We start from the raw sequence: 12939 nt of genomic DNA on the forward strand, positions 1-12939 counted from the left end.
GGCTGAGCGCCAGCACGTTGGCGTCGTTCCAGCGGCGCGCGCCGTCCGCCGTATAGGCGTCCGTGCACAGGGCGGCCCGGACGCCCGGCACCTTGTTGGCGGCGATCGACGCGCCGGTGCCGGTCCAGCAGCACACCACCGCCTGGTCCGCCGTCCCGTCGGCGACCTCGCGGGCCGCCGCCTCGGAGCAGACCGCCCACTGCGGGTCGTCCCCGGGGCTCAGGGCGCCGTGCGGGCGCACCTCGTGACCGCGCTCGCGCAGCTCGGCGAGGAGGGCGCGGGCCACGGGTTCGTCCATGTCGGAGGAGACGGAGATCCGCATGCTCCCGAGCCTACCCGGCCGCGGCCGGGCAGGCCTCCGGCAGAGGCCCAGCCGTCCGGCGCGGGCCGCGCTCCGGCCCCGTCGGACATGGTGCCGGGCCACCCGGCCCGGACCTGGGGCCTCCCGTCCGGGTCATGCCGGGCTCGCGGGCCCCGGCACCGTGCCTCGCTCCCCGACCCGGCCCGACCCGAACGGAAGACCCTAGACTGACACCCCCACGACGTGCCGGATGACCTGCTGGAGCGCGCCGGCCCCGCCCGTCCGCCAGAGTCGAGGAGCGTGCCCTTGTTCTACTACCTGCTGAAATATGTGCTGCTGGGCCCGCTGCTGAGACTGGTCTTCCGGCCTCGGATCGAGGGCCTGGAGCACGTGCCGTCGTCCGGTGCCGCCATCGTGGCGGGCAACCACCTGTCGTTCTCGGACCACTTCCTGATGCCCGCGGTGCTCAGGCGGCGCATCACCTTCCTCGCGAAGGCCGAGTACTTCACCGGCCCCGGTCTCAAGGGCCGGCTGACGGCGTTCTTCTTCCACAGCGCGGGGCAGATCCCGGTCGACCGCTCCGGCAAGGAGGCCGGTCGGGCCGCCATCCGGGAGGGCCTCGGAGTGCTGTCCAAGGGGGAGCTGCTCGGCATCTACCCGGAGGGCACGCGGTCGCACGACGGCCGTCTCTACAAGGGCAAGGTCGGCGTCGCGGTGATGGCCCTCAAGGCGGGCGTCCCGGTGGTTCCCTGCGCGATGATCGGCACCTTCGAGGCGCAGCCGCCCGGCAAGGTCGTCCCCCGTGTCCATCCGGTGGTGATCCGCTTCGGCGAACCGCTGGACTTCTCGCGCTACGCCGGCATGGAGCACGAGAAGGCGGTCCTGCGCGCCGTCACCGACGAGATCATGTACGCCATCCTCACCCTGTCCGGGCAGGAGTACGTCGACCGGTACGCGGCCGTCGTCAAGGCGGAGGAGACCGCGCGCACGGCGCAGGAGAAGCGCCGGTTCCCGCGCCTGCCGCAGGGCTGACCGTCCCGGGCACACCGGCGGGGGCGACCGGGCCGGTGGCACCGCGGGATCCGGCGGCCCGACGCGTGGGCCCTGCCGGCGGACGGCTACCCCAGGGAGGAGAGCCCTTCGTCGAGCAGGCGGCGGAGCCGCAACGCGTCCGGCGCCACGGCGGTCACCAGGACGGCGGGCCCGGCGAGCGGAAGCACCGCGGCGCCGTCCCCCAGCCGGCGCGGACCGACCGGAGCATCCGCGAACTCGGGCCGGACGACGACGAGCTGGCCGACGGCGCGGTGTCCGGCGAGCACGGCGGGGCCGTCCCAGCCGCCCGGGGCCCCGGGCCCGCAGGCCAGCTCCTGGTCGAGGACGACGCGTCCGGCGATCCGTACGGTCAGGCGGCCGGCGAGCGTGCCGGGGTGCTCCCCCGCGCGTCCCAGTACCTGTTCCTCGCGCAGGACGAGCCTGGCCCGGGCGGCGAGGTCGACCCGGGTGGTGACGCGCAGCTCGCTGCCCCGGGCGGATATCAACTGCTCCGGCAGCCAGTGCAGCTCGGCGCCGTCGGCGACGGTGATCCGTACGTCGTAGCGGGCCCCGCCCTTGTTCTGTCCCGGCAGGGCGAGGGTGGCCGCGGCCGATCCGACGCGCAGCCGCGCGCCCTCCTCGACCTCCGTCCGCACCGCGAAGCGGTCACCGCCGAGCGGTCCGCTCATGGCGCCGACGAGCACGACCCGCGCCTCGGCGCCGCTCCCCCGGCTCCGCCGGAGGGCCAGCGGTCCGTCGCTCTCCAGCACGGGCAGGCAGGTCCCGCCCCGGCCGTCGGAGCGGGCCCGGATCCGGGCGACGGCGCGTACGCCGGCGGTGTTCACGCCGTCCACGCGGCGAGCCGCTCCCGCACCCAGCCGGCGACGCCGGCCACCCCCTCCTCGCTGCGCAGCGACTGGAAGACCACGGGCAGAGGGGCCCGCTGCGCCTCGGCGTCGGCGGCCATGCGGCCGAGGTCGGAGCCGACGTACGGGGCGAGGTCGGTCTTGTTGACGACCAGCAGGTCGGCGGTGGTCACCCCCGGGCCGCCCTTGCGCGGGATGTCGTCCCCGCCGGCCACGTCGATGACGAAGATCTGCGCGTCGACGAGCCCTCTGGAGAAGGTGGCGGTGAGGTTGTCCCCGCCGGACTCGACGAGGACGAGGTCCAGCGGGCCCACCTCGTCCTCCAGGTCCTCCACCGCTTCGAGGTTGGCGGAGATGTCGTCCCGGATCGCGGTGTGCGGACACGCCCCGGTCTCCACGGCGGTGATCCGCTCGGGCGGCAGCACGGCCTCACGGAGCAGGAACTCGGCGTCCTCCCGCGTATAGATGTCGTTGGTGACGACGGCGAGCGACACCTCGTCCCGCAGGGCCCGGCAGAGGGCGGCCACGGTGGCGGTCTTCCCGGACCCGACGGGGCCGCCCAGTCCGATACGGAGAGCCCGGCGGGTGCCGTCCGGGCGGCGGGCGTCGGCGCTCACGGCCCCGGGGCCGCCGTGGGCGTGGTCGAGGTGCATGGAAATGTGGTCCTCCCTCTCTCGTGACGGTCCGGCGGCCTTCCCCGCGGGTCCTGTCCCACGGGTCCTATGACGCGAACAGGCGTACCGGCCACGTCGCGTGGGCCTCCGCGTCGGTCTCGAGCAGCGGCGCCGACGCCGCGGGCAGCGCGTCGCTCCCCTCGTCGGCCACCCTCCGCGCCGCCTCGACCGCCCGGTCGGCCACCCGGTCCAGCTCCGGCGCCAGCCGGGCCAGTACGCGCGTCGCGTCGAAGGGATCGAGGCCCAGCAGCCGCACCGTCGCCGTCGCCGGCCCGCTCACGCTCTCGTAGGCCGCGCAGTACGCCGCGTCGGCCGGGCCCAGTCCGGCCGCCCGTGCCGTGAGGCCCAGAACCACCGGTTGGTGCGCCCCCTTGGGGAACCGCCCCGCCAGCGCGTCCAGTTCGGCCGACGGCCAGGTCCCACGCGCCGCCCGCATGAGTTGCCGGCCCAGTCTGCGCGCGGCCGACCGGAGCGCGGGCGAGGGTGTCCTGGCGTCGGCCGCCTCGTCCAGGAGGACGGGGTCGGCGCCCAGTGCGGCCGCCGCCGCGAGCGCCGACGACACCTGTCCCGTCGTGTGGAGGCGCCCCCGGCAGAAGTCCTCCAGCGTGCTCGCCCCGGTGATCCGTCCGGCGCCGACCGCCGCCTCCGCACCGCCGGAGTGCGCGTGTCCCCCGGCGGGGAAGCGGCCGTCGGCCAGGACGAGCAGTGCGGCCCTCGGTGTCGCGGAGGCCATCAGAAGAGGAAGTACCGCTGGGCCATGGGCAGTTCGGGGGCCGGAACCGCCTCGATCAGTTCCCCGTCGATGTGCACGGCGAAGCTGTCCGGGTCGATGCGCACATCGGGCCGGGTGTCGTTCTCGCGCATGTCCGCCTTGGTCACCCCGCGTGTGGAGTCGATCGCCGTGAACCGCTTGCCCAGCCCCAGCCGTTCCGGCAGCGCGTCCTCGATCGCCGCCGGGGCGACGAAGTTCAGCGAGTTGGCGGCCGGTGCCCGGCCGGTCGCGCCGTACATCGGGCGCGGGAGGACGGGCTGCGGTGTGGGGATCGAGGCGTTGGCGTCGCCCATCTGCGCGTAGGCGATCTGCCCGCCCTTGAGGACGAGCCGGGGTTTGACCCCGAAGAACGCCGGGTCCCACAGCACCAGGTCGGCCAGCTTTCCGGTCTCGACGGAGCCGACCTCGCGGGCGAGGCCCTGGGCGAGGGCCGGGTTGATCGTGTATTTGGCGACATAGCGACGCACCCGGCGGTTGTCCGCGCGCCCGTCGCCCGGGAGGGCGCCGCGCCGCCGTTTCATCACATGGGCCGTCTGCCAGGTCCGCATGATCACCTCGCCGACGCGTCCCATGGCCTGGGAGTCGGAGGAGATGATCGAAATGGCGCCCAGGTCGTGCAGGACGTCCTCCGCGCCGATGGTGGACGGCCGGATCCGGGACTCGGCGAAGGCCAGGTCCTCCGGCACCGCGGGGTTCAGGTGGTGGCACACCATCAGCATGTCGAGGTGTTCCTCGGCGGTGTTGACGGTGAACGGCCGGGTCGGATTGGTCGAGCTGGGCAGGACGTGCGGCTCGGAGACCACCGTCATGATGTCCGGGGCGTGTCCGCCGCCCGCGCCCTCGGTGTGGTAGGCGTGGATGCCGCGCCCGGCGATCGCGGCGAGCGTGTCGCCCACGAATCCGGCCTCGTTGAGGGTGTCCGTGTGGATGGCGACCTGGACGCCGGTCCGCTCGGCGACGGTCAGCGAGGCGTCGATGACGGCCGGGGTCGATCCCCAGTCCTCGTGCAGTTTCAGCCCGACCGCGCCGCCCCTGATCTGGGAGAGCATCGCCTCGTGGGAGACGGTGTTGCCCTTGCCGAGCAGGCCGATGTTGAGCGGGTACGCCTCCATCGCCTCCAGCATCCGCGCCAGATGCCACGGCCCGGGGGTGACGGTGGTCGCCTTGGATCCCTCGGCGGGGCCGGTGCCGCCGCCGACCAGGGTGGTGACGCCGGAGGCCAGCGCCTCGTCGGCGGTCTGCGGGCAGATGAAGTGGACGTGCGCGTCGATGGCGCCGGCGGTCAGGATCCGCCCGTTGCCCGCGATGACCTCCGTCTCGGGGCCGATGACGAGGTCCGGGTGGACACCGTCCATGGTGTCGGGGTTGCCCGCCTTGCCGATGCCGGTGATCCGGCCGTCCCGGATGCCGACGTCGGCCTTGACGACGCCCCAGTGGTCGACGACGACCGCACCGGTGACGACCGTGTCCGGGGTGCCGTCCGCGCGGGCGGCACGGGCCTGGCCCATGGACTCGCGGATGACCTTGCCGCCGCCGAACACGGCCTCGTCCCCGGCGAGTCCGGGGCCGCCGGAGCGGTCCTCCTCGATCTCGATCAGGAGGTCGGTGTCGGCGAGCCGGATGCGGTCGCCGGCCGTCGGGCCGAACAGGTCGGCATAGGCGGCGCGGGAGATCTCAGGCATCGAGGGCACCCCCGGTCTCCCCGCGCAGTCCGGGCACGACACGGGCTCCGGTGAGCGGGACGAGTTCCGCCTCGACCGGGATGCCGGGTTCAAAACGTACGGCGGTTCCCGCGGGGACGTTCAGCCGCTTGCCGCGGGCCGCCGCGCGGTCGAACTCCAGGCCCGGGTTGGTCTCGGCGAAGTGGTAGTGGGAGCCGACCTGCACGGGCCGGTCGGCGGTGTTGAGGACGGTCAGCCGGGTGACCCGACGGCCCGCGTTGTAGGCGATCGGATCGTCGGCGAACAGGATCTCTCCGGGAATCACGGCGGCGGCTCCCCCCGTCAGACGATGGGGTCGTGGACGGTGACGAGCTTGGTGCCGTCCGGGAAGGTGGCCTCCACCTGGACGTCGTGGATCATCTCGGGGACGCCCTCCATGACGTCGTCCCGGGTGAGCAACCGGCGTCCCGACGCCATGAGTTCGGCGACGGTGCGGCCGTCCCGGGCGCCCTCGAGGATGTGCGAGGCGAGGAGAGCGACCGCCTCGGGGTGGTTCAGCCGCAGCCCGCGGGCGCGGCGCTTGGCCGCCACGTCGGCCGCGACATGGATCAGGAGCCTCTCCTGCTCGTGCGGGGTCAGTTGCACGGCGTCCCACCTCACAGTCCTCGCTCCGGGCCGCGCGGGGCCCGGTTGCCGCGGCCCCGGGGCGAGATCCCGGTGGCGTGGACCGGCAGGCTAGTCGGGCGGCGTTTCGGGGACGTTAACCGCGCCGTGATCCGGTGTCAGGTGTCCGCGGGGGCGCGGCCCACCGACATCAGCGCCCGCAGACCGTCGCCCAGCGTCTGCTCGGAGATCCCGCCGAAAAGGGCCATCTGGGCCGCGAAGCCCTGCACGAGCGCGATCATCGTCCGCGCCATGGCGTCGGCGTCGGCGTCGGCGGGCATCAGGCCGGCGTCCTTGTAGCTCTCGACGATCTCCCCCCAGGCCGTGCGGACGTTCCGGTATCCGTCGCCCAGCACGACCGCCAGTTCGGGGCTGCGCGTGGTCTCCGTCCACACCTGGATCATCAGCCGCGGGAACATCCACTCGCCGCCCTCCAGGGTGGCCGGCCGCTGCTCCCGCATCCGGGCCAGGGCTCGCGGGATGAGCACATCGGGGGTGGGCGGCGGGCTCTCCTGGGCGGCCCGCTCGAAAATGCCGCGCACCGTGTCGAGCACCTCGGTCACGATCGCGGCGATCAGTTCCTCCTTGCCGCTGAAGTACCGGTAGACGGCACCCGCGGAGAGGTCCACCTCCTTGAGCACGTCCTGCATCGAGGTGGCGTGGAAGCCGTTGCGGGCGAAGCAGGACGCGGCGCCGTCGAGGATCTGGCGGCGGCGGGCGTCGAGGTGTTCCTGGGATACGCGGGCCATGCGGCCAACTTAAAACGAACGTTCCTTCTTGACAAGGAGCACCGGAAGCGGGACGGTGATGACAAAGAAAAACGAACGATCCTTCTTTTTGAGCGGCCGCCGAGACGTCGGGCACCCGCCGCAGAAGCCGCTCGGCCTCCGGGAAGCACCCCAAGGAGCCCTCATGCCCACCTCATCCGCCGCCTCCGCGCACCGTCCGGCCCTCTCCGTGCCGCCGCACCGGCGCGTCGTGGCCGTGATCGTGCTGATCCCCGCCCTGGTGGCGCTGGCGCTCTGGGCCTTCGCCTGGCCCGCGGCCCGTACGGCGCCCCGTGACCTGCCGCTCGGCGTGGCCGGTCCCGCCGCCGCGACCGCACCGGTGGAGCAGCGACTGGAGGGCCGGGAGGGCGCCTTCGACCTCCACCGCTACGCAGACGAGTCCGCCGCCCGGGAGGCCGTCGAGGACCGCGAGGTGTACGGCGCGGTCGTCGTCACCGAGCAGGGTCCGAAGCTGCTCACCGCCTCCGCCGCGAGCCCGGTCGTGGCCCAGACGCTGCAGCAGGCGGTGGCGGACCCGGCGTCCGCCGCCGGCGCCCGGGTCACGACCGCGGACGTGGTGCCCGCGGCCGCGGGCGATCCGCGCGGCGCGGCCATGAACGCGAGCGTGCTGCCGCTCGCCCTGGCCGGAATCGGGGCCGGCACCGCGGTGACCCTGCTGGGGCTGCGCGGTGCGCGCGCGGCGACCGCGCTGGTGGTGTCGGCCGCCCTGGTCGGCGTGGTGGCCGCGGCGCTGGCGCAGAGCTGGCTGGAGGCCGTCCCGGGGAACTGGTGGGCCGTGGCCGGCACGTTCGGGCTGGCCGCGCTGGCCATGGGCGCGGCGGTCGCGGGACTGGCGGCGCTGATCGGGCGGGCCGGCCTCGGGCTCGGCACCCTCCTGATCATGCTGCTCGGCAACCCCTTCTCGGGGGCGGCCTCGGCGCCGGAGATGCTGCCGGAGCCGGCCGGGGCGATCGGCCAGTGGCTGCCGCCGGGCGCGGGCGTGTCGCTGCTGCGCTCGGTGTCCTTCTTCGACGGCGCGGCCGGCACCGGCCCCGCCCTGACGCTGACCTGGTGGGCGGCGCTGGGCCTGGGCGCCGTCCTGCTCGCCGGCGCGCCGAAGCGGCGGACGGGGAACGCGGAGCCCGCACCCGGGCGGAACCCGGCCGCCGCCGGCTGACCGGCCGCACGCCGTCGACCGACCGGACGCACGCCGCCTGCCGACCGGCCGCGAGGGTCACCGGCCGCACAGGAACGGCCGTGCACTCCCGCCGCGGCGGACGGGGGTGCACGGCCTCGTCGTCCGGCGAGGTCTTACGAGGTGGCCGTCCCCCGGTGCTCCGCCGCGATGCCGAACCGCTGCTGTCCACGGGAGGCGGGTGTGGCCTCGCGGACGCCGGCGACCGTACTGATCACCTGCTCCTCCGCGGGCTCCTGGAGTTCCTGGAGCTCCTCGAGCCGTCGCAGGTCATCGGCGGACACGAGGGCGACGAGGGGCTTTCCGTGCCGGGTCACGACGACGCGTTCACCGCCGTACACCACCCGGTTGATCAGGTCGGCGAGCTCAGCCCTGGCTTGCGTCACCGGAATCTCGTAGGCCATGCGTCCATCATAACGTCACGTACGTCCTGTACATTTTTTACAGAGGCCGCAGAGACAGCGACGCGTGCGCCGGAGACGGCCGCGCTCTGCCACAGGAGGGGTTCGCATGACCCGACCGTCCGCCCGCCACGTCCTGCCCGAGTTCACCGATCGCACGGCGTCCGGGCACCGGACGATGGATCCGTACTCGAAGCTGCTCCAGGAGCGGATCGTCCTTCTCGGGACCCGGATCGACGAGACCTCCGCGAACGACGTGATGGCCCAGTTCATGTACCTGGAGCACCAGGCACCGGACCGGGACGTCTCGCTCTACGTCAACTCCCCCGGCGGCTCGTTCCACGCCATGTCGGCGATCTACGACACGCTGCGCTACGTCACCTGCGACGTGGAGACGATCTGCCTCGGCCGGGCCGAGGGGACCGCCGCGCTGCTGCTCGCCGCCGGCACCCCGGGCAAGCGATTCGTGCTGCCCGGCGCCCGCCTGGTGCTCCGTCAGCCCGCCCTGACCGAGCCGGCACAGGGCCGGGCGAGCGATCTGGCGATCCGGGCGGAGGAGTTGGCCCGCATCCGGTCCCGGATGGAGGAGATGCTCGTCCGGCACACGGGCCGCACCGCCGAACAGGTCCGGTCGGACATCGAGCGGGACACGGTCCTCGACGCGCGGGCGGCGGTGGACCACGGCCTGGCGGACCGGATCGTGCCCGGCCGCAGGGGCGTTCACCCCGCCACCGGCACGAGGTGAGCCGCCGATGCTGCCACCGGAACTGCCTCCCCTGCCCGCGCTGACCCGCGCGGAGGCCGAGTTGATCGACCGTTACCTCGAGGTCGTCGACCTGCTCGGCCGCATCAACCCCGCCGCGGACGGTGACACCTATCGCGGACTGCGCGCCGCACAGGCGCTGGTCGGCAAGGCCGTCGCGCTGCGCGACGCGCTGACCGTGATGCACCGGCGCGGCGAGACCGAACTGCACTGCGCCACACTGGTCCGGGCGCTGCGGGTACTGGACGGCGAACGGCGCACCGCCCGGCTCACCCTGCCGCCGGACCCCGGCTGTTGACGCCCGCTCCGGTCCGGGCGGCCGCCCTCGGCGGCGGTACGTCCGGAACCGGAGCTGAAACGGACCAAATGGCGTACCCCCATCCGGCGCAGATATGCCTGCTGTTTTCGGGTCGCCGAAGTTGCACAACACGCGTACCCGGAGGGCGGAATGGGGCATTCCGATGCTGGTCCGGGGCTCCCCGGCGCTCTTGACAACGACTCGAACAGGAAGGTGTCCACCCGAACGGGTGAGTGGTGAGTAACAACACAAATCCCCGGTTCCATTGGGATTTCGGGCGGGTCATGGGCCAAGATCCCTGACTGACGACAAGACCCCGCCGCCGCGGCGGGGCGATCCGGGCGGACGCCGAGTCCTGCCGCCGCCCGGATGACCGGTCGACAGGAGTGGATCGGCAGGAGTGGAGGACCCAAGCACGACGGGTCGCCGGGACCTCGGTTCCGAGCAGCCCTTGGGGTGAAGCCGCACACGTGCGGCCGGGCAACTTCGCCAGCCCGAATCCGACAGGTCATCCTTCACAGGCGGCTGACGAAGGGTTGCGCATGACTGCGCTCAATCGTGTCCCGTCTCTCATGGCCCGGGCCGGCACGGCCTCGGCCCTCACCCTGGCCGCCGTGGGCGGCTCGATCGTGGTCCCGGGTGCCGCCTCGGAGGCCTCGGCCGCGAGCGCGGCCACCAAGGCCCTGCAGGTCGCCGCTTCGAAGAAGGGCTCGCCCTACAAGTGGGGCGCCACCGGGCCGTACAGGTTCGACTGCTCCGGGCTCACCCTGTACTCGTTCAAGAAGGCGGGCAAGAAGCTGCCACGCACCGCCGCACAGCAGTACAACAAGACGCACCGCGTCTCCGCCAAGAACCGCAAGGCGGGCGACCTGGTGTTCTTCCACTCGGGCAGCAACGTCTACCACGTCGGCATCTACGCGGGTAAGGACAAGATCTGGCACGCCCCGAAGACCGGGGACGTGGTGCGCCTGCAGAAGATCTGGACCCGCAGCGTCTGGTACGGCCGGGTCAAGTGACCCGCAAGTGACCCGCGGGGGCGGCGGCTCCCCGACGCGCCGCCGCCCCGCCGGGCATGACGGGCCTCAGCGGGTCACCCGTCACCGCATGGCCGAGCACCGCCCCTGCACCGCGCGCAACGAGACCCCGCTGCGGCGCGCCGACCGCAACCTCGCCGGGCTGCTCCAGGAACTGCGGCCCACCCGGACGGGTGTGCAGATCCTCTTCGCCTTCCCGCTGTCGCTCGCGTTCACCTCACGCTTCGGCTCGCTCGACACGGTGCAGCGCGTCACCTGTGTCATCACCCTGCCGCTGGCCGTGCCCGCCGCCGCGCTGTTCACCGCGCCCGCCGCGCTGCACCGTTCGTTGTCCCAGCAGGGCGCCAGGCCGCGCACCGTGCGGGTTTCGTCGCGGCCGGCCGCGGCCGGCCGCGTGGTGCTGGTGTTCACGTCCAGCGGTTCGGTGCTGCTGGTGGTGGACGTGACGACCGGCGGGGCCGGGGGCATCGCCGCGGGAGCGGGCACCTTCGTCCTCTGTCTCGGCCTGTGGGGACTGCTCCCCCGGCTGGCGCGGCGCGTGACCCCGCAGCCGCGGGCGGAGGCCGCCGGGGCGGAGCCCGGGCCCCGCGGTGCCGCGTGGCCGTGCCGAAGCGGCCGCGGGCCGTTCACGCCGCGACGGCGTCTCGCCGGTCACCCCCTCGCGGTGACGGTCCCTACAGCTCCTGCCGGCCCGCCGCCGTGACCGGTTCCGTGACCGGTTCCGCGACCGGGAGGGTCCACGGCAGTTCGACGGAGACGGTCTTGCCCCCCTCACGCGTGGGGCGGACCCTGAGCCTCCCCCCGCATTCCGCGGTCAGGCAGCGGATGATGACCAGTCCGCGGCCGTTGTCCTGCTGGACCGCGGCGGGCAGCCGCTTGGGTAAGCGGGGATGGCTGTCGGTGACACCGACGTGCAACCGCTCGTCACGGTCGAGGACCACGTCCACCGTGAAGGTGGGTGACTGCCCCAGGGTGTGCTGTACGGCGTTGGTGGCGAGTTCGGAGACGATCAGCCGGACGGTGTCGGAGACGTCCGTGTCCGCCGGCATGCCCCACTCCGCCAGCATGTCCACCACGTAGGCACGGGCCGCGGAGACCGAGGCGGGATCGCTCGGCAGAGTGACGGATGCTTCCAGATGGTCTGCCATGGCGACGTCGTCCCTTTCCCACGGGACCGCAGCCCGACACGGAGCGGATGGTTCGAGTACGGTCCCGCACTGGTGCTTCGCCGCCAGACTGCCATCACCGCACGGCGCGGGGCGGCGATCCACCGGGATATGCATATATCTGTCGCCCAAAGCGGTGAACTCTGCGACGAAAGACCGTATGCGGGCGACCCGGAAGGAGTAAGGAGGCTCCATGCAGCACGGTCCCGCGGTGCGCCGTCGGAAACTGGGCGCCGAACTGCGCACGCTGCGCACCTCGGCGGGGCTCACCAGTGGTGAGGCGGCCCGGCTGGTGGGCTGGCACCAGTCGAAGGTGAGCCGGATCGAGACCGGCACGAGCGGGGTGAAACCGGCCGACGTCCGGTTACTGCTCGACGCCTACGGCGTGGCCGACCCGCAGCTGCGGGAACTGCTGCTGGTGCTGTCGGGCTCCGGCGACGGCGACGGCCGGCACCACTGGTGGCACGCCTACCGCGGCGTACTGCCGCCGACCTACCGGGACTTCATCAGTCTGGAGTCCCAGGCGAGCGCGATGCGCACCCTGGAGACCACGGTGATCCCCGGGCTGCTGCAGACGCCGGAGTACGCGCGGGCGGTGACGCAGGCCGCGCTGGAGGGCGCTTCGGAGGAGCGGCTGGACGCCCTGGTGGAGGTGCGGCTGGCCCGGCAGGACGTGCTGCGGGCGGATCCTCCGCTGGAGTTGAGCGCGGTCCTGGACGAGGCGGTGCTGCGCCGGGAGGTCGGCGGTCCCGGTGTGATGGCCCGCCAGCTGGCGCGGCTGGTCGAGGCGGCCCGGCTGCCCCAAGTGCGGTTGCAGGTGCTGCCGTTCACCGCCGGAGCGCACATCGGCGTCACCGGCCCTTTCGTAATCTTCTCATTTTCGCGCACTTCTGATCTGGATGTGGTTGTTCTCGACCACTTGACGAGTAGCCTCTATCTGGAGCGGAAAGAAGACCTCCGGGCCTACTCGGAGGCCTTCAACGCCCTTTCGATCCACGCCCTTTCACCCGAGGACTCGTTGGATTTCATCGCCGGTACAGCCGCCGGCGCGTAAGGAGGCACGATGCCTGCACCGCCTCGGACCGTTCCTTCCAGCCTCGACCTGCACGGTGTGCGGTGGCTGCGCAGCAGCTACAGCACGGGCGCGAACAACTGCGTCGAGACGGCCCGGCCGGCCTTCGGCCCCCTGGCCGGACTGCTCGCCGTGCGCGACTCCAAGGCCCCGGCCGGGCCCGCGCTGCTCTTCTCCCCCGGGAGCTGGGCGGAGTTCGTGACCGCGGTCCGCTGATCACCGGTCGTCCGACGACCCGACCGATCAGCCCTTCGCCGGGCGACGCACGGCCGTG

18 protein-coding genes and 1 riboswitch are annotated in these 12939 nt (G+C 73.1%); of the genes, 8 read left to right on the forward strand and 10 right to left on the reverse strand.

What is annotated here, in order from left to right; all coding sequences use genetic code 11:
• Positions 1-322: RpiB/LacA/LacB family sugar-phosphate isomerase (locus RIM90_RS04890; RefSeq protein ID WP_309059295.1), on the reverse strand; the 322-nt coding region annotated here is incomplete at its 3' end.
• 285 nt (positions 323-607) lie between these two features.
• Between RIM90_RS04890 and RIM90_RS04895 the strand changes: the two genes are divergently transcribed.
• A complete protein-coding gene (locus tag RIM90_RS04895; protein WP_309059361.1) occupies positions 608-1333 on the forward strand; it encodes a lysophospholipid acyltransferase family protein in 726 nt (241 codons plus the stop codon).
• A gap of 86 nt (positions 1334-1419) precedes the next feature.
• On the opposite strand, the gene RIM90_RS04900 is transcribed toward RIM90_RS04895, so the two are convergent.
• The 7 genes from RIM90_RS04900 to RIM90_RS04930 all read right to left on the reverse strand — a co-directional run bounded on the left by RIM90_RS04900 (position 1420) and on the right by RIM90_RS04930 (position 6718).
• Positions 1420-2187, reverse strand: a complete 768-nt coding sequence (locus RIM90_RS04900; RefSeq protein ID WP_309059296.1) for an urease accessory protein UreD — start codon at positions 2185-2187, stop codon at positions 1420-1422.
• Positions 2175-2852 carry an urease accessory protein UreG gene (ureG, locus tag RIM90_RS04905; RefSeq protein WP_309059297.1) on the reverse strand — a complete coding sequence of 226 codons (678 nt, stop codon included), beginning with the start codon at positions 2850-2852 and terminating at the stop codon, positions 2175-2177. Before ureG ends, RIM90_RS04900 begins: the two co-directional genes overlap by 13 nt.
• Before the next feature lie 67 nt (positions 2853-2919).
• Positions 2920-3606, reverse strand: a complete 687-nt coding sequence (locus RIM90_RS04910; RefSeq protein WP_309059298.1) for an urease accessory UreF family protein — start codon at positions 3604-3606, stop codon at positions 2920-2922.
• Positions 3606-5327, reverse strand: coding sequence for an urease subunit alpha (locus RIM90_RS04915; protein WP_309059299.1), 1722 nt, complete (start codon positions 5325-5327; stop codon positions 3606-3608). The genes RIM90_RS04910 and RIM90_RS04915 overlap by 1 nt, the downstream gene beginning before the upstream one ends.
• A complete protein-coding gene (locus RIM90_RS04920; protein WP_309059300.1) occupies positions 5320-5631 on the reverse strand; it encodes an urease subunit beta in 312 nt (103 codons plus the stop codon). The genes RIM90_RS04915 and RIM90_RS04920 overlap by 8 nt, the downstream gene beginning before the upstream one ends.
• Positions 5632-5648: 17 nt before the next feature.
• Positions 5649-5951 (reverse strand): urease subunit gamma, encoded by a 303-nt coding sequence (locus tag RIM90_RS04925; RefSeq protein WP_309059301.1) that lies wholly within the window; start codon positions 5949-5951, stop codon positions 5649-5651.
• A gap of 137 nt (positions 5952-6088) precedes the next feature.
• Positions 6089-6718 (reverse strand): TetR/AcrR family transcriptional regulator, encoded by a 630-nt coding sequence (locus RIM90_RS04930; RefSeq protein WP_309059302.1) that lies wholly within the window; start codon positions 6716-6718, stop codon positions 6089-6091.
• Positions 6719-6881: 163 nt separating this feature from the next.
• Here RIM90_RS04930 and RIM90_RS04935 point away from each other — a divergent pair, with 163 nt between their 5' ends.
• Positions 6882-7913 carry an ABC transporter permease gene (locus tag RIM90_RS04935; RefSeq protein WP_309059303.1) on the forward strand — a complete coding sequence of 344 codons (1032 nt, stop codon included), beginning with the start codon at positions 6882-6884 and terminating at the stop codon, positions 7911-7913.
• Positions 7914-8047: 134 nt separating this feature from the next.
• Here the strand turns inward: RIM90_RS04935 and RIM90_RS04940 are convergent, their stop codons facing one another.
• Positions 8048-8335 carry a type II toxin-antitoxin system Phd/YefM family antitoxin gene (locus tag RIM90_RS04940; protein ID WP_309059304.1) on the reverse strand — a complete coding sequence of 96 codons (288 nt, stop codon included), beginning with the start codon at positions 8333-8335 and terminating at the stop codon, positions 8048-8050.
• 106 nt (positions 8336-8441) lie between these two features.
• Here RIM90_RS04940 and RIM90_RS04945 point away from each other — a divergent pair, with 106 nt between their 5' ends.
• The 4 genes from RIM90_RS04945 to RIM90_RS04960 all read left to right on the forward strand — a co-directional run bounded on the left by RIM90_RS04945 (position 8442) and on the right by RIM90_RS04960 (position 11130).
• Complete coding sequence (locus tag RIM90_RS04945) at positions 8442-9077, forward strand: ATP-dependent Clp protease proteolytic subunit (RefSeq protein WP_309059305.1); 636 nt, start codon at positions 8442-8444, stop codon at positions 9075-9077.
• A gap of 7 nt (positions 9078-9084) precedes the next feature.
• On the forward strand, positions 9085-9393 hold the full coding sequence (locus tag RIM90_RS04950) for a hypothetical protein (protein ID WP_309059306.1): 309 nt from the start codon (positions 9085-9087) through the stop codon (positions 9391-9393).
• 336 nt (positions 9394-9729) lie between these two features.
• Positions 9730-9932, forward strand: a riboswitch (cyclic di-AMP (ydaO/yuaA leader).
• Between the two features lie 3 nt (positions 9933-9935).
• Positions 9936-10409, forward strand: a complete 474-nt coding sequence (locus RIM90_RS04955; protein WP_309059307.1) for a C40 family peptidase — start codon at positions 9936-9938, stop codon at positions 10407-10409.
• Between the two features lie 88 nt (positions 10410-10497).
• A complete protein-coding gene (locus tag RIM90_RS04960; protein ID WP_309059308.1) occupies positions 10498-11130 on the forward strand; it encodes a DUF6328 family protein in 633 nt (210 codons plus the stop codon).
• On the opposite strand, the gene RIM90_RS04965 is transcribed toward RIM90_RS04960, so the two are convergent.
• The gene (locus RIM90_RS04965) at positions 11102-11575 is read right to left on the reverse strand and encodes an ATP-binding protein (protein ID WP_309059309.1); all 474 of its coding nucleotides are present in this window, start codon (positions 11573-11575) and stop codon (positions 11102-11104) included. The genes RIM90_RS04960 and RIM90_RS04965 overlap by 29 nt on opposite strands.
• Before the next feature lie 211 nt (positions 11576-11786).
• Between RIM90_RS04965 and RIM90_RS04970 the strand changes: the two genes are divergently transcribed.
• Both RIM90_RS04970 and RIM90_RS04975 read left to right on the forward strand, forming a co-directional pair.
• Complete coding sequence (locus RIM90_RS04970; RefSeq protein WP_309059310.1) at positions 11787-12647, forward strand: helix-turn-helix transcriptional regulator; 861 nt, start codon at positions 11787-11789, stop codon at positions 12645-12647.
• Between the two features lie 9 nt (positions 12648-12656).
• Positions 12657-12881 carry a DUF397 domain-containing protein gene (locus RIM90_RS04975; RefSeq protein WP_309059311.1) on the forward strand — a complete coding sequence of 75 codons (225 nt, stop codon included), beginning with the start codon at positions 12657-12659 and terminating at the stop codon, positions 12879-12881.
• Positions 12882-12939: the final 58 nt, after the last annotated feature.

This window comes from Streptomyces sp., assembly GCF_031181555.1.
Classification (GTDB): Bacteria; Actinomycetota; Actinomycetes; order Streptomycetales; family Streptomycetaceae; genus Streptomyces; species Streptomyces fimbriatus.